Source organism: Candidatus Nitrosocosmicus agrestis (assembly GCF_008389435.1).
In the GTDB taxonomy this organism is placed as follows: domain Archaea; phylum Thermoproteota; class Nitrososphaeria; order Nitrososphaerales; family Nitrososphaeraceae; genus Nitrosocosmicus; species Nitrosocosmicus agrestis.
In genome coordinates this window covers 1-25,912 of the sequence record NZ_VUYS01000026.1, presented here as the reverse complement: position 1 = coordinate 25,912, position 25,912 = coordinate 1, and the positions used below count along the sequence as shown (strand labels likewise).

Annotated in this window: 24 protein-coding genes; 7 read left to right on the top strand and 17 right to left on the bottom strand. The window is 35.5% G+C overall.

What is annotated here, in order from left to right:
* Positions 1–81: 81 nt before the first annotated feature.
* From ilvC to F1Z66_RS13790, 15 genes are all read right to left on the bottom strand, one after another.
* Positions 82–1,086 carry a ketol-acid reductoisomerase gene (gene ilvC, locus F1Z66_RS13865; protein ID WP_149864223.1) on the bottom strand — a complete coding sequence of 335 codons (1,005 nt, stop codon included), beginning with the start codon at positions 1,084–1,086 and terminating at the stop codon, positions 82–84.
* Positions 1,087–1,146: 60 nt separating this feature from the next.
* A complete protein-coding gene (locus F1Z66_RS13860; protein WP_149864222.1) occupies positions 1,147–2,103 on the bottom strand; it encodes a prephenate dehydrogenase/arogenate dehydrogenase family protein in 957 nt (318 codons plus the stop codon).
* Between the two features lie 44 nt (positions 2,104–2,147).
* Positions 2,148–3,677 (bottom strand): aminotransferase class I/II-fold pyridoxal phosphate-dependent enzyme, encoded by a 1,530-nt coding sequence (locus F1Z66_RS13855; protein WP_149864221.1) that lies wholly within the window; start codon positions 3,675–3,677, stop codon positions 2,148–2,150.
* Between the two features lie 12 nt (positions 3,678–3,689).
* On the bottom strand, positions 3,690–4,799 hold the full coding sequence (gene aroC / locus F1Z66_RS13850; protein WP_149864236.1) for a chorismate synthase: 1,110 nt from the start codon (positions 4,797–4,799) through the stop codon (positions 3,690–3,692).
* Between the two features lie 98 nt (positions 4,800–4,897).
* Positions 4,898–6,385, bottom strand: a complete 1,488-nt coding sequence (gene aroA / locus F1Z66_RS13845; protein WP_149864220.1) for a 3-phosphoshikimate 1-carboxyvinyltransferase — start codon at positions 6,383–6,385, stop codon at positions 4,898–4,900.
* 365 nt (positions 6,386–6,750) lie between these two features.
* Positions 6,751–7,620, bottom strand: coding sequence for a shikimate kinase (locus F1Z66_RS13840; RefSeq protein WP_195907547.1), 870 nt, complete (start codon positions 7,618–7,620; stop codon positions 6,751–6,753).
* Entirely contained in the window at positions 7,598–8,464 is an 867-nt protein-coding gene (gene aroE, locus F1Z66_RS13835; RefSeq protein WP_230207575.1) for a shikimate dehydrogenase, read from the bottom strand. Before aroE ends, F1Z66_RS13840 begins: the two co-directional genes overlap by 23 nt.
* 177 nt (positions 8,465–8,641) lie before the next feature.
* The gene (gene aroD, locus F1Z66_RS13830; protein ID WP_149864218.1) at positions 8,642–9,391 is read right to left on the bottom strand and encodes a type I 3-dehydroquinate dehydratase; all 750 of its coding nucleotides are present in this window, start codon (positions 9,389–9,391) and stop codon (positions 8,642–8,644) included.
* A gap of 74 nt (positions 9,392–9,465) precedes the next feature.
* Entirely contained in the window at positions 9,466–10,260 is a 795-nt protein-coding gene (gene tatC / locus F1Z66_RS13825) for a twin-arginine translocase subunit TatC (RefSeq protein WP_149864217.1), read from the bottom strand.
* 107 nt (positions 10,261–10,367) lie between these two features.
* Positions 10,368–11,243, bottom strand: a complete 876-nt coding sequence (locus tag F1Z66_RS13820) for a DNA-methyltransferase (RefSeq protein ID WP_159357638.1) — start codon at positions 11,241–11,243, stop codon at positions 10,368–10,370.
* Between the two features lie 82 nt (positions 11,244–11,325).
* Positions 11,326–12,570 (bottom strand): 3-dehydroquinate synthase II, encoded by a 1,245-nt coding sequence (locus F1Z66_RS13815; protein WP_149864215.1) that lies wholly within the window; start codon positions 12,568–12,570, stop codon positions 11,326–11,328.
* Positions 12,512–13,324, bottom strand: coding sequence for a 2-amino-3,7-dideoxy-D-threo-hept-6-ulosonate synthase (locus F1Z66_RS13810; protein WP_149864214.1), 813 nt, complete (start codon positions 13,322–13,324; stop codon positions 12,512–12,514). The genes F1Z66_RS13815 and F1Z66_RS13810 overlap by 59 nt, the downstream gene beginning before the upstream one ends.
* Before the next feature lie 70 nt (positions 13,325–13,394).
* Entirely contained in the window at positions 13,395–13,658 is a 264-nt protein-coding gene (locus tag F1Z66_RS13805) for a hypothetical protein (RefSeq protein ID WP_149864213.1), read from the bottom strand.
* Between the two features lie 152 nt (positions 13,659–13,810).
* Positions 13,811–14,014, bottom strand: a complete 204-nt coding sequence (locus F1Z66_RS13795; protein WP_149864211.1) for a hypothetical protein — start codon at positions 14,012–14,014, stop codon at positions 13,811–13,813.
* A 145-nt stretch (positions 14,015–14,159) separates the two neighbouring features.
* Positions 14,160–14,966 (bottom strand): NAD+ synthase, encoded by an 807-nt coding sequence (locus F1Z66_RS13790; RefSeq protein WP_159357639.1) that lies wholly within the window; start codon positions 14,964–14,966, stop codon positions 14,160–14,162.
* A gap of 149 nt (positions 14,967–15,115) precedes the next feature.
* Here F1Z66_RS13790 and F1Z66_RS13785 point away from each other — a divergent pair, with 149 nt between their 5' ends.
* The 6 genes from F1Z66_RS13785 (at position 15,116) to F1Z66_RS15910 (ending at position 23,550) form a co-directional block, all read left to right on the top strand.
* Positions 15,116–16,294, top strand: a complete 1,179-nt coding sequence (locus F1Z66_RS13785; RefSeq protein WP_149864234.1) for a citrate/2-methylcitrate synthase — start codon at positions 15,116–15,118, stop codon at positions 16,292–16,294.
* A gap of 84 nt (positions 16,295–16,378) precedes the next feature.
* A complete protein-coding gene (purM, locus tag F1Z66_RS13780) occupies positions 16,379–17,569 on the top strand; it encodes a phosphoribosylformylglycinamidine cyclo-ligase (protein ID WP_149864209.1) in 1,191 nt (396 codons plus the stop codon).
* A gap of 314 nt (positions 17,570–17,883) precedes the next feature.
* Positions 17,884–19,914, top strand: a complete 2,031-nt coding sequence (locus tag F1Z66_RS16125) for a tRNA uridine(34) 5-carboxymethylaminomethyl modification radical SAM/GNAT enzyme Elp3 (RefSeq protein ID WP_149864208.1) — start codon at positions 17,884–17,886, stop codon at positions 19,912–19,914.
* Positions 19,915–19,919: 5 nt separating this feature from the next.
* The gene (lysS, locus tag F1Z66_RS13770; RefSeq protein WP_149864207.1) at positions 19,920–21,662 is read left to right on the top strand and encodes a lysine--tRNA ligase; all 1,743 of its coding nucleotides are present in this window, start codon (positions 19,920–19,922) and stop codon (positions 21,660–21,662) included.
* A gap of 83 nt (positions 21,663–21,745) precedes the next feature.
* A complete protein-coding gene (locus tag F1Z66_RS13765; RefSeq protein ID WP_149864206.1) occupies positions 21,746–23,122 on the top strand; it encodes a hypothetical protein in 1,377 nt (458 codons plus the stop codon).
* A 233-nt stretch (positions 23,123–23,355) separates the two neighbouring features.
* Positions 23,356–23,550, top strand: coding sequence for a hypothetical protein (locus F1Z66_RS15910; protein ID WP_159357640.1), 195 nt, complete (start codon positions 23,356–23,358; stop codon positions 23,548–23,550).
* A gap of 6 nt (positions 23,551–23,556) precedes the next feature.
* Here F1Z66_RS15910 and F1Z66_RS13755 read toward each other — a convergent pair whose 3' ends face one another.
* Complete coding sequence (locus F1Z66_RS13755; protein WP_195907546.1) at positions 23,557–23,937, bottom strand: DUF6659 family protein; 381 nt, start codon at positions 23,935–23,937, stop codon at positions 23,557–23,559.
* Positions 23,938–24,581: 644 nt separating this feature from the next.
* Here F1Z66_RS13755 and F1Z66_RS13750 point away from each other — a divergent pair.
* Positions 24,582–25,169, top strand: coding sequence for a hypothetical protein (locus tag F1Z66_RS13750; protein WP_149864203.1), 588 nt, complete (start codon positions 24,582–24,584; stop codon positions 25,167–25,169).
* A 181-nt stretch (positions 25,170–25,350) separates the two neighbouring features.
* Here F1Z66_RS13750 and F1Z66_RS13745 read toward each other — a convergent pair whose 3' ends face one another.
* Positions 25,351–25,596 carry a hypothetical protein gene (locus F1Z66_RS13745; RefSeq protein ID WP_149864202.1) on the bottom strand — a complete coding sequence of 82 codons (246 nt, stop codon included), beginning with the start codon at positions 25,594–25,596 and terminating at the stop codon, positions 25,351–25,353.
* Positions 25,597–25,912 lie beyond the last annotated feature (316 nt).

Below are 25,912 nucleotides of genomic sequence, written 5' to 3'. Positions count from 1 at the left end.
TACAGAGACCAATAAGAAAGAATTGAGAAAGGTAAATGGATAGAAATGCAAAAAGTAGGGAATATTGATTTCTAAAGAATTTTACTCAATTTTTTCCTTTGGCCACATCATTCTTCTAAGGTCTTTACCAACCTTTTCAATTTGATGTGATTCCAATTCAGATAGCATAGTTCCAAAGGCCCCTTTGCGATCCTTCTTGTAATTATTAACCCACTCACTAGCAAAGTGACCTGACTGTATTTCAGTCAAAACTTGTTTCATTTTTTCTTTTGAACTTTCATCAATGACTCTTTTACCTCTTGTTAGTCCTCCATAACGTGCAGTTTCACTAACCCTATTGTACATTCCAGTGATACCGTATTTTTGAATAAGATCGACAATTAGTTTAAGTTCATGAAGGCATTCAAAATAAGCGATCTCTGGTTGATAGCCTGCTTCAACAAGAGTTTCAAAGGATTTGAGTATCATTTGATGAACCCCTCCACACAAATCAATTTGTTCCCCAAACCAATCTGTTTCAACTTCTTCCCTGAAGGTGGTTTCTAAAACACCAGGCTTAGTACTGCCAATGGATTTAGCAAGTGCCAAGGTCTTATCCCATGCCTTCTTAGTAAAATCCTGATGGACAGCAACTAGAGATGGGGTTCCAAAACCTTCAAGATACAACTCCCTTACCCTTTGACCTGGACCCTTTGGTGCAACCATTGTAATATCAACATTTGCAGGAGGTTCAATCCACTTCCAATGAATGGCAGCGCCATGAGAAAAACTTAATGTTTTGCCTTCATTAAGATGGGGGGATATATCATTCTTATATGTTTTCTCTTGTTCCATATCCGGAATTAAAATATGAATAATATCAGCTCCTTTTACAGCTTCATCAACCTCCAAAACGCGGTGTCCTTCCGCAACTGCTTTTTCCCACGTCTTTCCATTTGGTCTCAATCCAACACTAACCTCAAGGCCTGAATCCTTCATATTCGATGCTTGAGCTGCCCCTTGAATCCCATACCCAATAACTGCAATTTTTAAATTCTTTAGAGGTTCTAATGTTACCTGATCATCTAGCCAACGTCGTATAGCCATTGGATGAAATTACGTCAATTCATATATGTTCTTATTGATTTATAATGAATTTCAAAATCACTATTTGTTAATAAATTTATACAAGAGATTATATGATTCAGAAATATCTATCTCATCCATAAGTCCGTTTCTTGTCTGGGAGATTATTTTGGTTAACCTTTCATTATCTTTTTGATCCAAAAGATCAACCATGTCATGATAAACCCGGCCATATTCTTTGATTAACTTTAACGATTTAGGGCTATCAAGCAATAAGCTCAGAAAGAGAGAATTATCATCGGTCATGATACTTTCAGTTAGTAAGGTTTGTATCTTAAACGAGCTACCTGAAATTCCCTTCATTTTGTTAATATTTACATTCTTTTTATGGGGATTAATCGAGTTAGAAACATGGAGAATAATGCGGGCATAAATCAGATTAATGAAATATATAAGGCTAATCATCAGTGAAATTAATGTATCGTGCTCTGATGGTGAATCTAGCGTTGCAATTTTGAAATCAGGAAAAAGACTTTCTATGGATTGTAAATCCTTAGTTTTCTTACTTTTGTTAATGGGAACATAAATTATTGTGTTTTTGTTCGAGTCCAGTGATGCGCCTGGACCAAACATTGGGTGAACGGAAATGATATTAAGATTGTTTGGCTTTGAAGACAAGTATTGAAGGCGATTATGGACGATTTCCTTTAGAGATGATATTTCAATTATCTGACAATTTGATCTAAAGAGTCTTTTATTCTTGGTTATCAAATCAAGGGTAACTTTTGTTGGTGTACAAAACACTATCAGATCGGCTTTATCGATAAAATCCTTTATTTTAGCAGAAGTATACACATCCCTTTTGATTTTTGAATTAAGAACACCTTGATATTGGGTATCGATGAGATAAAAATTGACAATAGGCAACAAATCATAATTAGTGTTTTGATCTTTTCCCTTTTTGTTTAGGTATTTAAAATATTTGTAAAACCATTTTCCCATTCTACCCTCGGAACCGACAATTAATAAATTTGACATCTTATTACAAGTTTTAGTAAAAAGATTTTGTCAAATCGGAATACCTAGAGAAGATTAATACAGTTGGCAATTTTATCCATACCACTTTTTATTTTGCTCTCTTGTACACAAGTAGAAATTCTTATGAAATTTGAGTACTTTGATCCAAAGCCACTGCCTGGAGCTACTGCTACACCATTTTTTAACAGAGCCTCCACCAACTTTAAGTCATTGATTTTAAGATTATGTTGTATCTTGGCAAAAACATACATTGCTCCATCAGGAATGTAAAAATCAAAGGGTAATTTTCTTAACGAATTGCACACTAAATCAATCCTTTCTTTTATTACTTTGCAATTTTCTTCTGTATTAGATTCTAGGGCTTTGAGAGCACAAAATTGCATCGGTTCAGGCACTGAAGTAAGAGCTAATGCCTGAAATTTTTTTAACTTGTAAATCAAATCATGATCTAGGGAATGTAGATATCCAACCCTGAATCCGGTCATGGCAAAAGTTTTAGAAAAAGAATTAAGTAGGATTGATTTTTTATATTCGAAATTAACCACACTAGAAAATTTTTTATATTTATAATTTGAATACACCTCGTCACTCAACAAAAACACATTTTTTTTAATGGCTAATTGAGCGATAGATTCCAAAGTTTTTTTAGGTAATATTTTTCCAGTAGGATTATTTGGATAATTTAAACAAATTATTTTAGTATTATTGTTGACTTGACTCTCTATCTCATTGATATCAGGTTCCCATTTATGTTGCAAGTCGGTCCGGACAAAGCGAGTCTTCGCGCCCATGTAGTTAGCACAATCAACACATGCGGGCCACGCAGGTTCTATTACGACAATTTCATCACCCGGGCGCAAGATAGAAGAAAATATGGCGAATATACCAAATCTTCCACCTGGTGTCACAATAACATTTGAGGGATTTACAGAGATATATTTGGAATTTTCGTCATAGCCTGAAATCTTGGAGATATATTCAGATAATGCATTTCTTAAAGGTAAAATTCCTTCTGATTGTGTGTAATGTACTTTATGTTCTTCGTAAACATGCTCAAGACCTTTTTTAACTTCCGTGGGAGGTAAGAAATCAGGTTCCCCTACTTCCATATGGATTATTTTATGGCCTTGCGATTCAAGATATTTGGCTGCATTAAATACGTCCATGTGTGATTTTATATCAAGCTGGAGCACCGAATTTGATTGAAAAGATCTAGAGGGAGCAGATTCTTGAGATAACTTTGATTTGTAAATTTCATTGTTAGTTTCGGGTTTATTGAGTGGGTTTTGTGCCGCCGCGTTCCTTTGATATTTTTGAATCCTCACAGCTTCATTTATTAACAGATTTACAATTCTACCTGAAAATTCAGGGTCAAGATCCAAGTCCTTTGAACAATTAAGAATATAGGACTTTAGTTCATGTTCAGCTTTTTCATCTACAATTTCGAGATTCAATAGATTCTTTATTTCTCCTATATTTTTGGCCAATTTCATTCTTTGATTAATTAAGCTCATTATTTGATTAGTTATATCCTTCATCTGATCTCTTAATTCATTTACTTTCTCTATCGACAATTCATATACCCCCTAATGGAGTACCCTTGGAATTAAGTTGCATTTCAAACAATTATCAAGTAATATAATACCAGCGATACTATCTATTACAGGAGGAGCTCTTGGAACCACACATGGATCATGCCTGCCCCCTACAGTAAGTTCTGCTTCACTCATGCTCCCCAAATCCACTGTTTTTTGTGGCTTAGGTATTGAAGCCGCCGGTTTAAAAGCAACTCTAAAAGTAATGGGCATGCCATCTGAAATACCACCCAAAATACCACCAGAGTTGTTGGATTTAGTTCTAATAGTGTTAGACTGGGGATCCAAAATAAATGAATCATTATTAATCGAACCTCTTATCGAAGATCCAAAGAAGCCCGATCCAAATTCAACACCCTTTACCGCAGGTATGCTAAATAACCCCCTCGAAATTTCGGATTCCAGCGATTCAAAAATTGGTTCACCTAAACCCGGTGGAACATTTTGTATAATACCTTCAATCACTCCTCCAAGAGAATCGCCATCTCTTCTTGCTGTCAGGATCGATTCCTTCATCTTTTGAGCAGTCCTATTATCGGGACATCTAACGTCATTAGAATATCTATTTTCTCTCAATAGTTGAAAGGGCATTTCTCTTGTATCCAAACTAATGTCACCTATAGATTTGGTGTAGCTAATAACTTCAATGTTTAGGTATTTTTTGAGGATTTTTAGAGCAATAGCACCTCCCATTACAATTGTAGCAGTTAACCTTCCCGAAAATCTACCGCTGCCTCGATAGTCATTGAATCCTCCATATTTCACAATTCCAGTGTAGTCGGCATGTCCAGGTCTTGGTTTGGTCCGGAAAACATCATAGGACCTGGAATCTGAATCCTTATTCCAAATAATCATGCAAATAGGAGCACCCGTGGTATAACCGTTAAAAACACCGGATAAAATAGTAACAACATCTTCTTCTTTCCTCTGAGTTGTAATAACTGATTGGCCGGGTTTTCTTAAATCGAGGAATGGTTGGATATCTAATTCTGAAAGTTGCAAACCCGCTGGGCAGCCATCCACTATGGCCCCTATGCACTTGCCATGACTTTCTCCAAAGCTCAATAGCGAAAAGTTAGACCCAAGAGTATTAGATGGCATAGATAAATTTTTAGTCACGGGTCTGCTATATTATTATTTTTTTTAAAATTTTGAATTTTGGTTTTTTTATTCGTCATGTCTTTATTTTTTTATTTGAATCAGCGGTTAATGTATTCAATTCTGCCTCCTATCCTTGCAATATCGCTAACAAATTTTGGATAAGAAACGTCTACGGAATCTGCGCCATCCACTTCTGTATGTGATGTAGACAAACCAGCAATAGCAAAAGCCATAAACAGTCTATGATCGTTATAAGATTGAACGGAGGCATTTTGAATTTGTTTTGGGGGTTCAATCTCAATTGAATCGTTTTGTTCAACCACTCTAGCACCAAATTTTGTCAGTTCTGTAGCTATGTTGGCCACTCGATCCGTCTCTTTGTAACGGGCATGTGTAATCCCGGTAATCTTGGTGATGCCATTTGATTTTAACGACAAAACAGCCACAACAGGTAAAAGATCGGGAGTTTTCCTTAAATCGAATGTTCCTCCATTTAGTTTCGAACCTCCATCAACTCTGGCTGTGCCTCTAACTTCATCTAAAATAATTTTACCTCCCATTTCTTTTATTATGTCAATGATTTGCATGTCTCCTTGAGGAGTTTTGAAATCTAGACAGGACACGCTGATTAAGCTTTCAGACAAAAATGCTGCAGAAAATAAGAGCGCAGCGATAGAGAAATCACCCGGAACCACAAAATCCGTTGACCTGTATTGCATCTGTTTATCAATATCATACCTTGCAGTTACTTTTGTATCACTTCCCCCTGGGCCTGTTTCCAATTTAGTATATTTGATTCCAGGATTATCATTAGAGGATATTTCACTTCGGAGTTTGATTCCATAGCGATTCATTATGTGAAGAGTCGATTCAACATATGGTTTTGAAACTTGTTGCCCTAAGATCTCAAGAGTAATTCCTTCTTTTGAGAAAACACCAGATAATAGCAATGATGATAAAAATTGACTTGATATCTTTCCACTTAATTGTGCCCGTCCCCCTGCGATGCCCCCTCCTTTGACAATGATTGGCGGAAAATCATTTGAATTTGTAGAAAAGCATGTTACACCCAATTGGGAAAGAGCTTTAAGGAGATCCTTCATTGGTCTTTTGCGTAAACTCTCATCTCCAGAGAGGACTGAATATCCGTTTGTTACAAGGGCGCACATTGAAGTAAGCAATCTAATTGTGGTTCCAGAATTATCAGCTTGGAGGACATCATTTGGAACATTCAATCCCCCACTAACCTCCTTCCCTCTTACCTCCAAATCTACCGTACCATCATAGTTCGCATTTAAATTTGCCTTGTTATGTAGGAGGTCTTTGATTGCGTCTAGTTGAGAAATCCCCAGAGTTTTTTCTGAATGATCATCCAGTAGGCCTCCTTTACACTTGATTTCTACCTCGGACCCCAACATAATACAACTTTTCAGCGTAGCGATAGTGTCTCTTGAAATAAGAATGTTACTTAATCGGGATTTACCTCCGGTAAGACTGGAAATTGCTATAGCCCTGTGCGTATAACTTTTACTTGCCGGACATCTTACCTCCCCAGATAAAGATGATTTTTTAATTCTGACTTTCATGGGTTTTACTTTGGTACCAAATTTAAATTTAATTAGACCTAATATTAAATTATTTTTAGCGGGGGAGATTGTCTTGGGATTATCAAATTTTTCTGTCAGAGTTAACAATATTTGCGGTGTTTAAATATCTATCAACCCCAAATCTATTTTCTTTTCAAATAATTAAGATTAATAAAATCAAAAGTGATGATTAATGATTAAATACATTTCAACAAATTTTAAGCCAAGCCATCCATTTCTATTGGTACAAGAAATCTTGGTTTTAATACGATGTCTCCAAAGATTTATCTTATTTGTCTCCAAGACAAAAATGTCAAACAACAGGTGACGAAGGTGATTTTTAATATCACGTCGATAAATAAATCTTAATCTACCGAAGCCTTTGTGTTGTTGACTTTTGCTATCAAAATTTTTCCAAATTTTTCGTCTAGCGAACTTCTCACTTTATCCAAATTGTCTTTATGCACAACAGCAGCGATCGCTGGTCCATTTCCAGAATAACTAACACCCAAACTCCCACTTTCTAATGCTTTTATCATTGGCGAGTAGTTGTTGTACAGGATGGAATTAGTCAAAACTCCATTTAAATTCATTGCCTTCCAGTAGTCACCTTTTATGGTAAGTTTGAAGGCATGGTTGAATAATTCTCTGTGTATTCTTAGTTTGCGTGTTTCCCCCCTAGCAACACCGGTTGGCAGATAAATTATCACTGCCAAATCCTCATTAACAGGATCCCTTCTAATCAACTTTCTAAATTGATTATTAGTAATAATTAATCCACCATAATAGCATGCACATGCATCATCAAATGCGCCAGTTATACTGACTTTTGCCCAGAGCGAGGAGTTTACAGCAGTATTTAACACATTCTTGTCGTAGATTTTTTCATTCACTATTTTATGACACACTAATGAAACTGCATTTGAGACCGCGCTGGAACTCTTTAATCCCCAACCCGCTGGGATTTCAGATGACAATTTTATTGATACAAAATGGGTTTTTAACAAACTAGGAGGCAGTACGGACCGGATAATTTTATTAACTAGCTTATCATTGACAAAGTTCCTTGATATTCCTACATGTCCAGGTTCTAACTGAATTTTAACTTTGACCTTTAAAGAAATTCCAAGGGTCGATCCTCTACTGGTAGCAATTGCGTTTACGATTGATATCGCACCACCCATGGTTGCAGAAGCAGACAAATTCAATTTACTAAGGTTCTCCAAATATTCCAAAAAGGGTCTTTTTCATTGTATCTCTGGGAGCCTCTAACCCCGTCCAAATCTCAAATGCTTTGTATCCTTGATTAAGAAGCATCTCATACCCATAGATCAACCGAGCATTAGCTTTTTTAGCACTTAGCAACAATCCGGTGTGTATTGGTTTATAAACTATATCAAAAACAATTGTGTTAGCTGTAATGTATGATGCTTCTATTGGGCTAAGTTCACCTTTCATACCAACCGAGGTTGTATTTAGCACCATATCAGATGATTTTGAAACTTCATAAAGCTTGGTTGAATCGCTATAGTCATATGGGTAACAATCAATCCCCACTTTATTCCCTAAACTGATTGCTTCATTCAATCTGTTCTTATCACGGTTAAAAATTGCTATCTTTTTAATTCCTTTTTTCCTTGAAAGCCCGATTATAGCTGCCCTGCATGATCCTCCGGCCCCTAGTATCAATATTTTCAAACCATTAAAATCTGAAATCTTGTTTTCAAGAGGATTAATAATACCATATATGTCGGTGTTATAACCTATCAACGAACCATTTTCATTCTTAACAGTATTTACAGCTCCCGCTAATTGGGCATCATTATCCAGGTCGTCTAGGAATTTTAAAATATTGACTTTGTGAGGTATAGTTACATTGAAACCAGCTATTTGTATTCTTTTAAGGGATTCAACAGATTCGCTCAATTCAGTTGACGGAACTCTAAAAGCAATGTATGAGTAGTTAAGATTCAATTTCTTAAATGCTGCATTATGCATAAGAGGTGACAATGAATGCTCAATCGGGTCTCCTATAATGCAAAAAGTCCTTGAGGTCTTATTGTTTATTTCAGCATCCACCTTAGAAATTGTGCTCTAAAAGCTACTTATAGGTATATACCCTATCCTGCAACCTTACTGACTTCATTTTACTAATTAAATTTTTTCCAAGTAAAAATATCACTTTTTGTAATTTAGATATTTTTTATCACAGCAAACAAACGATAAAAAACTAAGCTAATTAAAAACAACAATGTCTTATACCAACCTTTTTCTCAAAACAGCATAGAATCTTTGCATCTGAGATATAGATAATTGACCTGGTGCGATAGGTGCATCCAAAGAGGCGTAAGTAAAAGGAGTGTCTCCTATTATCGAACCCAATACTCGTGTTATCGTACCACTTTCTCCCATCGCAAATGAAACTAGATTAGTATTTGTATCCAAGTTCTGATACAATTCGAATATTTCTAAAGCATCATCAAAAGAATGCGCCATTGTTATAACTTTTAGATATGGACTGTAAATACGCATTTGATTGACTAGATTTATTAACTCTGTATGATGAGGTGTTCTTTCAAAATCATGCCATGATACAAGAATTTTTGTTTTTGATAATTCCGCATAGTCTGCAAGATCATCATTTTTTGATATTGTATCATATTCTATATCGACAAATTGGGGTTCTTGATCAATTAGTTTCTTCAATAATTTCAATCGTTGTATGTGGTCAACATCATCATTATCATCTACAAAATTTCCACCCTGAGATACCGGTCTAAGGGTGTAGACGCAACTAGCCTTATATTTAGCAATTACCTCTAAAAATGCATCAAATTCTTCAAACTCAGTCATATAATCAAATCTGCATTCTATCATGTCTGCTCCCTTTGTAAGAGCTGTCTGAATATTGACAAGTATATTTTCTAAATCAGTTCTCAAATCATTTTCTTGATTTCGTATGGGAATAGATACACAAACTTTTCTCTTTTCGGGCAATGTAATCAAATGGGTTTGACATAATTTATTATTATGTTCGACTAAATCTACCTCAACACTTTAATGCCTTTAAAAAAATGGATTCAATTGGAATCTGATCGGTTCTTAAATTTTATTGATAATATTCCAAGCATATACAGCAGTAACATAGGTCCCGAAATGAACCACATGGTAATTCCGCTACCGTCTGGGGTTATAACGGCGCCGAAAATAATGATTATCAGTAGTGCATATTTAAAATTCCTCAACCAAAAGTCCAAACCAACCAAACCTGCAAAGGAAATAATAAACATTATTAACGGTAGTTGAAAGGAAATACCAAATGCTATAAAGAATTGTAATACAAAATTTATGAAATCAGATATATTCAGAAAAGTTAAAACGCCTAGTGACTGACCATATTGATACAAAAATGTAAGCGTTATCGGGATTGCCAAATAAAACGAAAACAAGATTCCACATACAAATAAAACAAATATTGGAAGTATAGCAGATACCAGGGTTTTATTTTTACTAGTGGTTGTAAGGGCAGGGCTAACGAATGCAACTATTTCTCTAACTATCAAAGGAATGGCAGTCGATATGGAAATTAAAACAGCAACATACAATTGGGCATACAGTGATTGCCCCGGAGCAGTTTGAATCAGGTTGACACCGGTAGGGATCAGGTTCTCACTTAAAAATAATGTAACTTGGCTTGCAATATTGTTATAAACCGTTGGAACTATAAAGTAGAATGTATAGCCTGAAAAGGTTACAATCTGAACTCCAAATACCGTGCAGAAAATCATTATGGCAATAGTAATAACGACAACTCTGAGAAAGCGATTTCTTAATTCTTTCAGATGTTCAATAAGCATCATATCTCCAGGTGCCATATACCCTAGAGTTTTATGGTTAAGATATAAAAAATATAAACTATGCTTACAAAAAAATTAAATTAAATTAATAAAAGATTATGGAATTCTGAAACCTTTCAGTTTGGTCAAACGACATGGGATGCTATTTTCTTCCAGTTAGCTATTAAAGCTTCGGCTCTTATGTGAAGTTTCTCACTAACTAACCTCTTGTTTGCCAACTCCACATACTCTTGCTTAATTTCCATTCCCAAAAAGTGCCTATCCAATTTATACGCGACTTTGGTAGTTTGACCGCTACCATTAAAAGGATCTAAAATTAAGTCGTTATTATACGAATAAATCTTCATGAGTCTATAAGGTATTTCTTCAGGAAAAGGGCATGGGTGATCTATATATCCAGGTGGGACAGGTGCAATATGCCAAACAGAATTTGCGATTTCTTTGGTCCATTCTTCATGAGTAGCTGGAAGAATTTCCCTTCTTTGATTTCGGCCGCTTTTTACATCCCCTTTTCTTAAAACCAGAATAAACTCATGCATAATATTTGCACGGTAATATTTTGGATAAGGGTTAATTACAAATGAACCATATCTGTTAGTGCCCCCGGTGACCTTATGCCATATTATTTCTTCATGTAAGCTCCAATTTCCACTTGGATTAACTAATCGTGAAAGCAATAAATGCGGTAGTGGGATTAAAGTTCCGTTAACCACTTCATTTGCAATTACTATGCAACAATATCCGCCTTCCTTAGTTACACGAAAAACCTGATCGTTAAATATTGAAACCATGTTCTCAAGATATTCATCAAGTGAAATCTTTTGAACACCTCTGTAATATTCGGAATTCTTTTTTGTAGCGTGCAAGTCATAGTCTATGGCATTTCCGTATGGTGGAGACGTAATTGTTAGTTGTATGGAATTGGCTGGGATATTCTTTAATAGTTTATTACAATTGCCTTGCAATATTTTATCGTAAATAGACTCAGGTCTGACTAGCACATTTCTTGATTTTGTGTTCAGTCCATAATCCTATTACTCTAAAAATGTAAACTGATTGATAAAAAAATACCACTTATTTGGATTATTTTTCTAATATGTATTCGTCAGAGACTTTCATTCCAAAATGTCTTCCAGTAGGCTCAATTGAATAAACCATTATTTTATCTCCCGGCTTAGCATGCGTAACAGAAATTAATTCACCTTTTGCATCCAAAAATCTGATAGTTTCCGCATTCTGAACTATTATACTTCCAAACTCCTTAGTATTAACAGAAGCTTTAAACAGACGAAGGGGCCTAGATTCGATTTTAGATCGTCCGACGACTACAGTTCTGATAGTACCTTGAGTGTCTGCTATCAATACTTGGCTCCCAGACTCTAGTTCTGAAAGATACTTTGTGTTGCCATCTGATACCAATGTATAACAATGTACTGCTCCTGCATTCACTCGAAATGGGCGAGGTGAGGTAAATGACGAACCTATCGATTCGTTATGAACTAAGAAAAGAAAGTTAGATTTATTACCAACCAACATGCCTTCCCCATAATTAAGCATAGAAACTGTATCAATGCAAACTCTTTCACCCATTCCAACATCTATTATTTCATCGATTTGAGCCACCTTGATTTGAATACTCGAATGTTCAAGCATATTATTAATCTGCGAAATATCGGTGCTAGATGTGAGTGAAATCAAAACACCATCAACACCTAATTCTAATATATTAAATAAAGTTTCAACTTCTTTAGATGATCCTGCCATTGCAAAAATTTCCACATTCGTTGACTGTAAAGAAGCTATGACATTCTCAAGGGGGATGATTTTCCAATCATCAAGTTCCAGTATCACAAAATCCAGCTCATGGTCTGAAAGATTCTTCTGCATTTCGGCAATATCTTCATTGCTTGTGATTTTTCTGTAAATACCAAATTTTGGTTTTGCATCCTTATCTTGACCTGTTGGTTTAAGCTCGTCAATCCTTGGAAGATCATCTACTATGATGTAGTCGGCTTGTAAGGAATAAGACAACACCTTGCCAGAAAATGAGTCGGCATCTGGGCCTTCAAGTTTACTCGGATCCACAAATATCAAGTCTATATTGTCAATAGAGTCTTTTGCCAACTTTATAAAATCTTGAAAATTCTGTTGAGACTTGTCTGCGTTAGACTGTAAAATGGAATTATTATTGTTATTATTATTGCTGCTATTAGCTGATGAAGGCAGTGAAGGAGATAGTTGTGATAATGGTGGTCTTACAATAATTTTTTTAGGATTTTTTTTTGCTGATCCTCGCGTTTTTGAATTCAGCAGATTTACCTCTTTCATTATAATTCTTTTCAAAAATAATAGAATACAATGCTTTTATTATTTCATTTGGATTCTTATGCTGAAAAATGTTTCTTCCAAAAGTTACACCAATGGCTCCAGCCTTCATTGCATCTGCACACATTTCAAGTGTCTCCGCATCATTATGAGTTTTAGGGCCACCTGCAATAACAATGGGAACGGGACAGCTTTGAATTACTCCTCTGAAGGAATCAATATCTCCAGTATAAACCGTTTTCACAATGTCTGCACCAGCTTCAGCACCGACTCTGGCGGTATGGGCAACTATACTTGGATCATGGGGATTCTTGATATTTTCGCCTCTTGGATACATCATAGCTACAAGGGGGATATTCCACTCATTGCATTCATCAGATACTAATCCTAGTTTGTAAAGCATTTTTGGTTCCTCCTTTGAGCCAATGTTAATATGTAATGAAACTGCATCAGCGCCCAAGCGTATGGCTTCTTTGACTGATCCCATCAGAATTTTGTTATTCGGATCAGGTCCTAGTGACGTTGCAGCTGACATATGAGCAATCACTCCAATTTGAGGCGGTTCGGGTAAAGTTTTGATTATACCCTTATTAAGCAAGATGCAAGTTAAACCTGCAGTTTGAGTTTTTCTTATTAATTCAGAGATATTTTTAATGCCAGGTAGAGGACCACTGCTAATCCCATGATCCAAAGGGATACACAGCATTTTTCCATTCTTCAGAATACGATTTAATCTAATTTCTTTCCCAAGGACCATAATAGAAGAAAATTTGTTCACCTATTTAAAAGTGATATGGTTTTTTAACTATCAGAATTATTGGCTCTGTTCAGTTAACGCGTTTTAACTCCTTGTTATGATAATCGACGACAAAGAGATTTAACCAGTTGCTTACATGCTTTAACTTACAATTCTTCATTCTACACGGAAAGTAGTCATCAAAGCATTCGGTTCTATCCTTAATATATTGCATTGTTCGTTCTATCAAGCTTTTCTCCACAGAGGAATGAATGTGATGTTCAATTCCAAGGAACCTACAACCCATTGGATACCATGTACCACCATCTGTAGAAACTGGATACATGCTTTCCATACTCTCTAACAATACCTGCTAGAAAGTGTTCGGCAACAAACATGTTTCTCTCCTTTGAGATAGTTAGTGCGAGGATCTGTTTGTTTTTTTTTGGTTCGATAGCAATCCATAGACAGATGTACTCTAAGCCGACCTTCAACATGGGGTCTCATCTATACAATGAATTCTGAAATTCTCTTTCGTTTGGATGATATCTTTATGGGATGGTATTCCTGAATCCAATTCCAAATCGATACATGGTTCCGCTTGATAAAACAAGATAGTCTTTCAGAAGTTCTCCTAAGAGACAGACCTGAAAAATACAAATACAAACCATAGCATATGTATTCTGAAGGTGTTCTGTTTCTCGTGTTCATAAAAGAGATGGGATATCTTCAAGCTATAAGATTTCCTTAAGTGAACAGAGCCGAATTATTAGAGGTTTCCTTTAGTGTGATTTCACAATACTGTCTTCCCCTCCAACTACCTTCCTCTCCAACTCTCATTTCCTTTTCCGTATTGCTAAAACTTACACACGGGAGGTGGTGTTACTTTATGACGGTTTAGCCGAGATAATTTGTAAACACCTCTAATAGAATCCAAATCGATAGAAGGAAAATCCTCAGCTAAATCTTTAATAATCTTCTCATCTAAATCGTAAACTTTTTTGGAATCAACAGCACAATATAACTCATTTATACGTTTAAGAATCCCGTCTAGTAAGGGAAATGAAACACCTAGTTCTTCTTCTGTCACCTGTCCTGGCCAAAGGCGGGCACTGCTTTTTTTGTTAGTGATATTTTCAGGTATGTTTAGATGCCTAGCCAATTCAAATACATTTGTTTTATAAAGGTCGCCAAGTGGAAGCAAATCCGCTCCACCATCGCCGTATTTCGTAAAATATCCCAGTTCGAGTTCGGTTTTGTTTGATGTTCCTAAAACCAATTTTTTTAACAGGCCGGAATAATAATACATAATGCACATTCTGATCCTTGCTACAAGATTTCCTTGAAGTAACCTGTTTTCGGTTTCATCTAAAATCTTTTGAAAACCTGCCTTTGGCTCGTTAATATAGATTTTCCGAAATTCAATATTTAATTTTATACAAAGATTTGTAGCGTCTATAACGTCAGAAATAGGGGTTATGTCCGAGTCGGGCAAAATTAGCCCAAAGACGTGTTCGTTTCCAAGTGCTTCAGCTGCAAGTGCTACCATAACTGCAGAGTCAATTCCGCCGGAAACACCTATAACGGCTCCAGTGGTTCCCCTATTGTGGACCTCTGTTTTGATAAAACTCACAATTGATTTACGAACAGCTTCAAGTTCCATATAATTTAAAAAAAATAGTAAATTTTCAATTAAATTTGTTTGGATTGTCATCAATTGGATTTTTTTATTTAAGCCAACACCCTGATAGGTGATGATTTGTGGTAAATAGAATTATTTTAATATTCATATTTGATAATAAAATTACATTATTGGATACGCGTAACATAGGTTTGAGAAATATCGAAGTAGCAGATACAAAGATCTGCTCAATAGACGGCGAAAATGGTAAGTTAATTTACAGGGGATATGATATTCTTGACCTGGCCAACAATTCCACCTATGAGGAGACTGCCTATTTGCTTTTGTTCGGTGACCTTCCATTAGAAAAAGAGTTAACCGATTTTAACAATAAATTGATAAAATATAGAGCAGTTCCAGAGTCCGTCTTCCTTAATATGAAAAATAGACCATTGACTGCACACCCAATGGATGTTTTGCAGTCCTCTGTATTGGAACTAGCTGACTATGATACTGATAGATCGGATGAATCCAAGGAGGCAAATATCGAGCGTGCTGTATCTTTAATTGCAAAAATTCCAACCCTAGTGGCAGCCTGGGATAGAATACGAAACAACAAGGAGCCGGTGAACCCACTTGGTGATAATTCCCATGCGCATAATTTCTTGTACATGCTATACGGGGAGAATCCAAAACATGAGGTTTCAAAAATTTTTGATATTAGTCTTATCTTGCATGCGGAGCACAGTTTCAATGCTTCTACCTTTGCTGCCAGAGAAATTGCTTCAACGAGAGCCAGTATTTATGCAAGTATTGGTGGAGCCGTTGGTGCGCTGTCAGGCGAGCTTCATGGAGGAGCTAATATTCAGGTAATGAAAATGTTACTGGATATGGGAAGTATAGATAAGGTTGAAGATTGGATAAAAAGAAGAATACAAAGCGGGGGCAGAGTAATGGGAATGGGACATGCTGTGTACCGAACCACCGATCCTCGGTCAGAAGTTCTTGCTAGCCTCTCTCGAGCCATTTCTAAAGAAAAAAATACGAAGTGGTTTGAAATGACAGAGAAAATTGAATTGGTTACTAAAAAAATAATGTGGGACACGCGTAAGATGCACATATATCCAAATGTAGACCTTTATAGTGCCTCACTTTACTATAGTTTAGGAATACCAATGGATCTTAATACTCCAATCTTTGCCATTTCCCGTATAGCCGGTTGGAATGCCCATATAATTGAAGAAAAATTCGCAGAAGCGGCTCCAAAGCCAGCCTTGTATAGACCAAAGGCCGTATACGTAGGAAGGTACTGCGGTCCCATGGGTTGTGAATATATTGATTTAATTAAGAGAAAGTTTCAGCCTAGCTAAAAAACAGTTACGTAAACTGGTAACTATTATAACACATCCAGATCTAAATTTATAAATGCCTGGAGAACTTTACTAGATAGCCTCTTGGATGAATCACCTAAAAAAAAGAAACTAAAGTATAGTGATGTAGGAATTGATGTAAAAAAAATAAAATCTTTACAATATTTGATGGGCAAGTCAATTGCCAGTACACATGTCTTACCAAGAAAAGGAAACGTAGTAACAGGATTTGGGCATTATGCCGGAATAATCCGGTTTGGAGATTTACTTTTTTCGATGCACACTGACGGGGTGGGATCAAAAATTCTGATTGCTCAAATGATGAACAAGTATGATACCATCGGTATTGATTGTGTAGCAATGAATGTCAATGATACTATATGTGTTGGTGCAACTCCAGTTGGTTACCTTTCATATGTTGCCTTGCAAGAGACCAACGATACGCTGTTAAATGATTTGACAAAGGGTCTAGTCAAGGGGGCGCGGCTATCAAACATGGCAATAGTGGGCGGAGAAACGGCCATCCTTCCAGATATTATCACAGGATTTAGGGAAAAATACAATTTTGATTTGGCAGGAATGTGTCTTGGAGTACAGCAAAGAAACAGATTAATGCTTGGTGACTCGATACGAAACGAGGATGTAATTATCGGGTTAAAAAGTTCTGGCCTTCATTCAAATGGTTATACATTGGCTCGAAAAATTTTGCTTGACAAGTACAAAATAGATGAAAAACCAGAGTTTTTAAAATCAACTGTGGGAAAGGAACTTTTAAAACCTACAGCAATTTATACCAAACCCGTTTTAAATGTAATAGAATCATTTGGAAGAAAAATTCACGGCTTAGCACACATAACCGGAGGTGCATTTACAAAACTGGGTAGACTTAATCAAAAAGTTGACTTTATTTTGGACAGTTTACCACAAATTAAAGGTATTTTCAAGCAGCTACAGATAGATGGGGTCATGGACGTTGAGGAAATGTACAGAACCTTTAATATGGGAATAGGATTTTGCGTTGTTGCTCCAAAAAAAGAAAGTGATCACATTATAACCGCCTTGGCAAATGAGGGAGTTGAATCGACAAAAATTGGTCATATTAAAGGTAACGGAAGTGGAGCGACTTATCTAAAGGTTTTGGCCGATGAAAAAGACAAAGAAATAGAAAAGGGAAGAAAAAGAGAAATGGGGAGAGAAATAGTACATAGAATAGAAAGAGAATTAGCAAGAGGAAGAAAAAGCAGCAAAAGCAGCAGCACCTTGGTGAAATTGTAAGTTTTTCAAAGCCATAGTAATAACCAACTTTATTTTTTCATTGAAGTTGATTATTTGCCTTCTATTATATCCACTATAAGAAAAATATTCCTTTTTTTCTAAACAAACTAATAATTCTCTTTTTCAAAAAAAATTAACTGTATTTTTTTATAATTTTGTCAACAAGAATAAGAAAATTATTTATAGTTTTTTACATACATTCTATCCTTTAGCTTTTTTGGGTACCGTTATCAGGTTGTGCAGAAAAGATTATTTTGGTCTATTTGTACTGGTACAAGAGACACGCCTCGTCTTTAAAAATATGGGTTTAATCGATGATAAACAATAATTCTCAAAGTATTCGAGACACAATTTGTCTAGATATTGCCAATTCAATTCTAAGTCATGATGGTAATGATAAATTGACCAGGTTATCGATTGCCCAAATTAACAAGTTAATTAAAACTAAATGTGCAGAATATAGATTAGATAGCACCCCAAAATATAGTGAAATTTTAAGGTTTATTCCGAATGATAGCTACTACAAAAAACTCTTGCGAATAAAACCAGTGAAAACGCAGTCAGGAGTTGCAGTTGTAACGGTTATGCCAATGCCTTATGATTGCCCCCATGGCAGGTGCATATACTGTCCAGGTGGAAAGGACTATAACACACCACTTAGTTATATAGGGACAGAACCCTCTACCATTATTGCCCAGCAGCTAAACTACGATCCATATGAACAGGTACTTACCAAAGTAAGGCAATTGGCTGATAGGGGACATGAAGTGAGTAAAGTGGAATTGGTCGTAGTTGGCGGAACGTTTCCATATTATCCTAAAGAATATCAAATTTATTTTGCTGAAAAACTTTATAGAGCATTAAATTCATTCAAAATCAATAACGAATCTGTACTGTTATTTTCAGAATCCTTGAAAGAACTGGTCAAAGAGAATAACCCATCACAGCAAACTGTATTAAACAAGTCGACATCACATTTATCACCACCATCATCATCGCAAACGGTAACAGCGTTCTCATCCTCATCCTCATCCTCATCCTCATCATCGATAGCCTTATCAGCTAATCATCCTGCTCCCAATTTGGAGTCTCTGATTAACGCGCAACTGGAAAATCAATCTGCATCTGTTAGATGTGTTGGATTAACGGTGGAAACTAAACCGGATTACTGTAAATTAAGTCATGTTAATATGATGTTAGATTTAGGAACTACTAGGATAGAGCTAGGAGTTCAATCTTTAAGTGATCAAGTTTTTAGATTGGTCAATCGTGGTCATTCTTTGGAGGATGTTTACGAAGCATTTTATGTATCTAGAAATTGTGGATTTAAAATAGGAGCGCATATGATGCCCGGTTTGCCCGGGTCAGATTTTTCACAGGACCTAAAAGATGCTGTTACCTTGTTTACAGACGATCGACTAAAGCCAGACATGTTAAAGATTTACCCAACACTGGTTGTCCCTAATACTGGATTGTTTGAGCTTCATCAAAGGGGAAAATATGATAGCTATCAAACAAATGACTTGGTAAAACTTTTGGTGGAAGTAAAAAAGAAAATACCGCCGTGGGTTCGAATAATGAGAATCCAAAGGGAAATAGAACCTGAAGATATTGTAGCCGGACCCAAAATAGGTAACGTAAGACAACTCGTTTTGGATGAACTTAAAAGCCAAGGAATAAAGTGCAAGTGTATCCGATGCAGGGAGGTGGGACTTTTGAATCAATCCGAAAAAATATTGGATATGGAACCTACGTTAACGCGAACAGATTATTTTGCTTCTGGCGGTAAAGAAATCTTTCTTTCATATGAAATGGACAACGGCAATCTCTTGCTTGGATTTCTCAGACTAAGAATTATGACAAATCCCTTAAGAAAAGAATTGCAAGGAGATTCCCCTATATCTACAAAACCAGCAACAACAACAAAATCAGGTGCAACTCCCTACTTTAATAAAGACCGCTTTATTGATGAATCCACCAAACCCTCTAACAATTATGTATCGGCGATAGTCAGGGAGTTGCATGTTTATGGTTTGGTTGAGTCAATCTCTCGACCAAATAAAAAAATAAATCAAACTATGCCGCCAAGCACAACAGAAGAAAAAGACAGTTACTTTAACACAATAAGTTTGGACATTTTTAAGAAAGAAAGCATCGATAACCTCGCTAAGCTTGCGGTACAGCACAAGGGGCTGGGAAAATCCCTTCTTGCAGAAGCAGAAAAAATATGTAAAGACGAATTCAATTTAAAGACGCTTTCGGTTATCAGCGCTATAGGCACACGCGACTATTACAGGAAATTTGGATATACTAATAATGGTCCTTATGTAACTAAAACATTATAATTCAAATGAGCCAGACCGCAGAAAATACTATCGGCAAAGGAACTTGGATAGACAAGATTGCAAAAACCATTATTGACAGAGAAATTGAACTTCAAAGGCCAACTGTTATTATAAACGTAGAAAGTGGTTTGGGTGCATCAGGAATTCCTCATATTGGTAGTTTGGGTGATGCAGTGAGAGCGTATGGAATTTCAATGGCTCTGCAAAATTTGGGTTACAATTCACGTTTAATCGCTTTTTCAGATGACTTTGATGGATTAAGAAAGGTTCCTATTGGGCTACCTGATTGGTTACACGACCATATATGTAAGCCGGTTTCTTCGATTCCAGATCCTTTTGGTGATTGTCATAATTCCTATGGTGACCACATGAGTGGGTTACTTTTGGAAGGATTGAATGCATCCGGAATTAAATACGAGTTTCGAAGTGGTACACAAACCTACAAAAGCGGTATTTTAACTGACCAAACCCACAAAATCTTAACAAATAGCCAAAAAATTGGAAACAAAATCTCCGAATCCACTGGTCAACAAAAATACACAAAATATTTACCTTATTTTCCACTCTGTGAAAATTGTAATAGACTCTACGTGGCCAATGCGTTGGAATATTATCCCTCAGAGCAAAAAATTTCCTACAAGTGTAGTGGTAATATAATCGGAAAGAAGCAAATTGAGGGTTGCGGCCATATTGGGGAATTAAGACTGAGCAAAGGAAGTGGAAAGCTTGCATGGAAGGTTGAATTTGCTGCGAGGTGGCAAGCATTTGATATTCGTTTTGAGGCATTCGGTAAAGACATTATGGATTCGGTTAGAATAAACGACTGGGTATCTGAAGAGATTTTAAAATACAATCACCCCGTCCACGCAAAATATGAAATGTTTTTAGACAAAGGTGGAAAAAAGATAAGCAAATCTTCTGGCAATGTTTTAACCCCCCAGATGTGGTTAAAATACGGAACACCAGAATCATTACTACTGTTACTGTATAAACGTATATCAGGCACGAGACATGTTGGAATGGATGACATTCCACACCTTATGGATGAATATGATCTGTATGAAGATATTTATTTTGGCAAGGTTAAAGAACAAAACGAAAGTAAAAGGATAAAGTTAACTGGGATTTACGAGTATATTAATCATTTAAAACCACCCCAAATTTTGTGCTCTGTGCATATACCATATAGAATACTGATAGAACAAGCAGGTTTGTTTAAGAATCAAAATATCGACAGCAATGTAATGCTTCAAGTTCTTGAAAGGCTAAAAAAATACGGAATGATTAGAGATTCTGACTTTAAAGATCCCATCTTGCAAAGAAAAATCAATCTTGCTATAAATTGGGTGAATGACGATGTTGATATGGACAATGCTGCTGGAGGAGTGAAAGGAGGAGAAGTTGGGGTGGAAAATGACAAAGATTCAAACAGGTGGGAATTAACGGCAGAGCAAAAAAGTATTCTCAAAAGTATAAGCACTGACCTAAAAAATTTGGAATCCAGGCTTTCCAAACCCGGTTTGTCTACTGATGCGACAAAAGGGTCTGACAACGAGGCGCTAGCGCAGGAAGTACAAAGCATTATTTTTAATTACGCAAAAAGTAATGGATTTAAGCCGAAAGAAATATTCAAGTTATTTTATAGGATACTTATTAATGCTGATAAAGGGCCACGTCTAGGTAATTACATTGTTGATTTAGGACTAGGTAACGTTATTAAAACGCTAGACAAATCAAGCGATTATTAGTTGCTCTTTTTTTTGTTGGTAGCCTGATAGTAAGTTAATTTTTGATGGGTGAAAAGTAGAGAGGAAGAGAGGGAGGAAGATATTTGAAACAAAATCAATTTGATCACGGTAATCATAACCACAATCATAACATTCATCATCATCGTCGCTTCCAAAAAGTCAAGAATTTTGTAATTTTGTATCAAAACCTCCTTATGATAGCTGGACTTATTGTTTCCTTCGCTGGAGGAAGCTGGGATATAACTTATCATATCCTTAGTAAACCTGAAAGTTTTTTTTCGTATCCTCATGCTATGGTCTACTCAGGGATTTTACTGGTTATCGTTGCATTTTCTTTAAGTATTAAATTCAGCACAAGGCAAATTGAGATATCGAAAAGGGCCAACAAGATTGTATTTGTTGGGATAACTTTGATTATATTGGCCGGGCCTTTTGACTTTTCATGGCATCTAAGATTTGGGTTGGACGGGTTGTTGAGTCCACCGCACCTATCTTTGCTGACCGGCTGGCTGCTTGTAGCCATAGGAAATTTAATGAAAGTCAATCGAAAGCTGAATCTAGCAGATCCAAATATTTTTGAAAATGACTGTAGCAGTAACGTAGCAACAAAAACAAAAACAAAAACAACATCAAAAACAAAATCAAAAAATAATTCAAACCATCCGTCTTTCTTTTCAAAGAACGATAACCAAGAAGGCAAAGGAAAACATCTTTTTTTTATTTTTTTGTCATCGATTCAAGGATCAAACAAGTACTTATTGACCGCCCAGTTAACTCTTAATTTGTTTATCCTTTTGATGATTTTTTCAGGTTTTCTTTATTTTTTCTCGTTACCGTTTTCAGAAACAAAGAATTACAACTTTAATCCCCCATCTATGGTCGGTCTATTGGTATACGGAATTGGTTTTCCCTTTTTGATTTCATTTTATTTTCAGTTTATATACACAAAGTACCATTTCTTCCGTCAGGCAATCCCCCTTGTGGGCATTGCTTTTGTGGGAATGACATTATTTACCCAAATTACATCTAATCCTCATTTGATTTCAGTGTCAGGACTGTATCTACTAAATTTGATACCATTCTTAGTGCTTTATATCATCACAGCGATTCAATCAAAATTGATTCTAAAAGGTAAGATGCCAGAAAAGATATTGGAGTCAAATATTTACTCCAAACTGTACAAATTGTTAATAGTGCTGGTTATCCCGGTGCTTAGTTTTACACTGTCGTTCCCACTAAATGTGTATATTTACAATGAGGAATTTTATGGATATCTGATATACCAAAATGTAGTGCTGAGTGTTTATGAGCAAATCATTAATGATTTTTTTGTCATTGTCATTCCATTATCAGTTGCTGGAGGGTTGTTGGGATACATTGTATTCAAACTTGCAGTATCTTTAAAGTCAAACAAACCTAGAAAAAATAGCAAGGTATCAAGTTCTGCTTCTAATAAATAGACAGGGTGTTTATTTTTATCACCCCTTCCTTCCCCACCCAGTACATGAAAGACTTAATTTTTTGTTCATTAAATTTAAAGTATATAGATATGCACGTATGTACCCCTCCGGACTTGTCGACTATTTGCTCTCAATCGTCCGAACAAAGGATGATAACCTTTAGAAGATTTTTTGCTGAAATTCGCCTTTATAGGCTTGAATTTCAACTCTATATACTCAATTATTTTTCGCATTTGGATGATATGGATAATTACCAGCAGTTTGCAAGGCAATTAGCGGATTTTGTTTCGAGTTTTGAAAAAATGGAAGAATGGTTAAAAGAGTTAAAAAAGATGGGAATTTATCCAGAGTTTAGAGAAATTTGTTTTCAAGAAATAAAAGCCATTGAGCAAATAATCCAAAGTTATCAAAAGAAAATGAATGTCTAAATTATATTATTCTTGAATTTTTTTAAGATAAGCTAGTATGTTTGCAATTATTCTTTCATGATCGGCGTCTGTCTCAAGTGATAACCGAATAAGGTGATCCAAAACTGGAAAAGAAAGCATTTTGATTTTTTTTCTCACGGTCATTGAATAAAGCACTTCTCCTAATTTTGAGTCAAAATCCGTATGCAGTTTTGAAATCAAGGCAAATTCCATGTACATTTTGACCGATTCAGTCTCGTTTTCTAACGAAATCACTCCGGGTCTCATTCCACCATACACTAGTCTACCTAAATCATTAATTATGCCGACAAAACGGATTTTTTCATCTAAACCAAGAATAAATTCATAGGTAGATTTAAAATCAAACTTCTTTTTACTTAGGTTCATACCATTTAGTCCCTCTCTTTGTAATTCTGGCATAATAGGATGCAAATGTATAATCACTTTCAAGTCTAATAAAGAATTCTGAACTATTAACAAATACAAAACTTTGCAAACATGTGATCGCACTTTTTTGATTTATTATTTCGTACAGCATTCTCTTGTACTATTAAAGAAAGACTGTGAGATTATAATAATTTCGGATTTACAAATATTAGTGATTGTCATAAAATTAAGCCTAACAAAGAAAGGATCTTAAAGAAGAATAATGAATGAAAATTACAAAAAGTAAAGACAAAATTAATGCATTTTTACCAATGAGATCTGCCATCCAAGTCAAATTTGCAGAAATTTGGAGGCAGACTATGGACGTTGCCTCCAAACCCCTACAATCACAAATCGTTAACTAGAAACGATTGTTGTATTTGTTAATTTATATGATAGTTTATATATGCTGATCCTAGTACGACGGAAAAGTCAAAAGTTATACTTAATTCTGCAGTTAACTTACTCATGTCCTTACATTTTGTTGTTCAATATCCAAATAAAGTTCCAAAAATTGTTGAACTGGTTACAGAAAATATATTTCGTTAATTCTTGTTCGTATTTAGTTCGCACAATCATAATAATAAACATATTATACTTGAGTAATGTCTCTTTTTATTGCAAGAATGCCAAGAGGAATAAAGGTTCTAATAATTAGTGGATTGTTATTTTTGTCCTCAATAATCATCTTTTTCACATGGGGAGTTTCATTTAGTGGGATTTTCGTGCAAAACAACCCAAGTTTATCAACATCTCAGGTTAACATTGAACCTTTACAGTCTTCCAATGCAAGTATAGCCGTTAATTCTACAAGCAAATTATTATCTGTCACTATAGATGCTACGAATAATGAACAAATTCCTTTAATGGAGGTAGTGATTGATCCAGCTGGGAATATTTTATCTAACTCGACTTTTCAAAATACATACTTTACAACTATTACTCCAGACAGAATAGGAGACTACAAACTCTTGATCACAAATCTGGACCCCAAAAAAACAGCTAATGTTTATCTCTTCTTTGGTAATCTTCCGTTCTTAAATGAAAACGGAGAAATTGATTTAACAATATTTGGGGGTTTGGTATTAGGGGTTATTTTGTTTGTCGCAGGTATTATTGCTCTCATAGTAGGAATCATATTGTATGTTAAAGACCGGAATAAAGAAAAGTTCAGAGGATATATTCCTAGGTAAACATAAAAAGAAACGGCTGAAAAATCATTCAACCATCGATAATCAGAGTTACAACTACTGGTAACTATTTTAAATCTTTGTAATTACTTAAACGATAGAGGTTGGTTTAAACTAGGATTATTTCTCAAAATAAAGTTGTTTATTAAAGTTATTGAAATTTAAGTCAACAAAAAAAAGAAAATTAGTCGCTTTGTCCGAGGACGTTGTGACCGTGGTTGTGTTGAGATTGGAAGTTAATGTTGTTTCCGGATAAGAAGTTTGAGCCACCACTTACAGATGAGCTGCTTTGTTTGTTTGATTGTTTTTGGATGATTTTCTGTGAGGCTTTGTTCTTTGCCAATGCTTCTTCAGAAATAGCCAATGGGGCTACTATCAATGCAAATGCGATCACAACAGCTATACATGCTAAAACTGTTTTTGTGTTCATGTGTAAATCATTCTATAAAATACACAAATAAAAATTTTATTAAAATGGAAATCAAACCCAAAATGAATCAATGTCGTGGAGTTAGTTTGAGTTAAACAAGTACTAGGAAAAATTCTGTTTAATATTTTACTTAATAATAACCATATAATGGATATGTCAAAAAGAAATAATAAAATTTATTATAAATTTTGGCTCTGTTCATTTAAGGAATTCTTATAGATTGAAGATGCTTTATCTCCTTTATGTTTACCAGAAATAAAACACCTTCAAAGTATGTTTACTATGGGTTGCATTTGTACTTTTCAGGCCTATCCTT

Bases quoted from the DNA above. Each gene is read 5' to 3' on its own strand.
- ilvC (WP_149864223.1), bottom strand. From the start codon at position 1,086: ATGGCTATACGACGTTGGCTAGATGATCAGGTAACATTAGAACCTCTA.
- F1Z66_RS13860 (WP_149864222.1), bottom strand. From the start codon at position 2,103: ATGTCAAATTTATTAATTGTCGGTTCCGAGGGTAGAATGGGAAAATGG.
- aroC (WP_149864236.1), bottom strand. From the start codon at position 4,799: ATGCCATCTAATACTCTTGGGTCTAACTTTTCGCTATTGAGCTTTGGA.
- aroA (WP_149864220.1), bottom strand. From the start codon at position 6,385: ATGAAAGTCAGAATTAAAAAATCATCTTTATCTGGGGAGGTAAGATGT.
- tatC (WP_149864217.1), bottom strand. From the start codon at position 10,260: ATGGCACCTGGAGATATGATGCTTATTGAACATCTGAAAGAATTAAGA.
- F1Z66_RS13815 (WP_149864215.1), bottom strand. From the start codon at position 12,570: ATGAAAGAGGTAAATCTGCTGAATTCAAAAACGCGAGGATCAGCAAAA.
- F1Z66_RS13810 (WP_149864214.1), bottom strand. From the start codon at position 13,324: ATGGTCCTTGGGAAAGAAATTAGATTAAATCGTATTCTGAAGAATGGA.
- F1Z66_RS13805 (WP_149864213.1), bottom strand. From the start codon at position 13,658: ATGGAAAGCATGTATCCAGTTTCTACAGATGGTGGTACATGGTATCCA.
- F1Z66_RS13795 (WP_149864211.1), bottom strand. From the start codon at position 14,014: ATGAACACGAGAAACAGAACACCTTCAGAATACATATGCTATGGTTTG.
- F1Z66_RS13790 (WP_159357639.1), bottom strand. From the start codon at position 14,966: ATGGAACTTGAAGCTGTTCGTAAATCAATTGTGAGTTTTATCAAAACA.
- F1Z66_RS16125 (WP_149864208.1), top strand. From the start codon at position 17,884: ATGATAAACAATAATTCTCAAAGTATTCGAGACACAATTTGTCTAGAT.
- lysS (WP_149864207.1), top strand. From the start codon at position 19,920: ATGAGCCAGACCGCAGAAAATACTATCGGCAAAGGAACTTGGATAGAC.
- F1Z66_RS13755 (WP_195907546.1), bottom strand. From the start codon at position 23,937: ATGAACCTAAGTAAAAAGAAGTTTGATTTTAAATCTACCTATGAATTT.
- F1Z66_RS13750 (WP_149864203.1), top strand. From the start codon at position 24,582: ATGTCTCTTTTTATTGCAAGAATGCCAAGAGGAATAAAGGTTCTAATA.
- F1Z66_RS13745 (WP_149864202.1), bottom strand. From the start codon at position 25,596: ATGAACACAAAAACAGTTTTAGCATGTATAGCTGTTGTGATCGCATTT.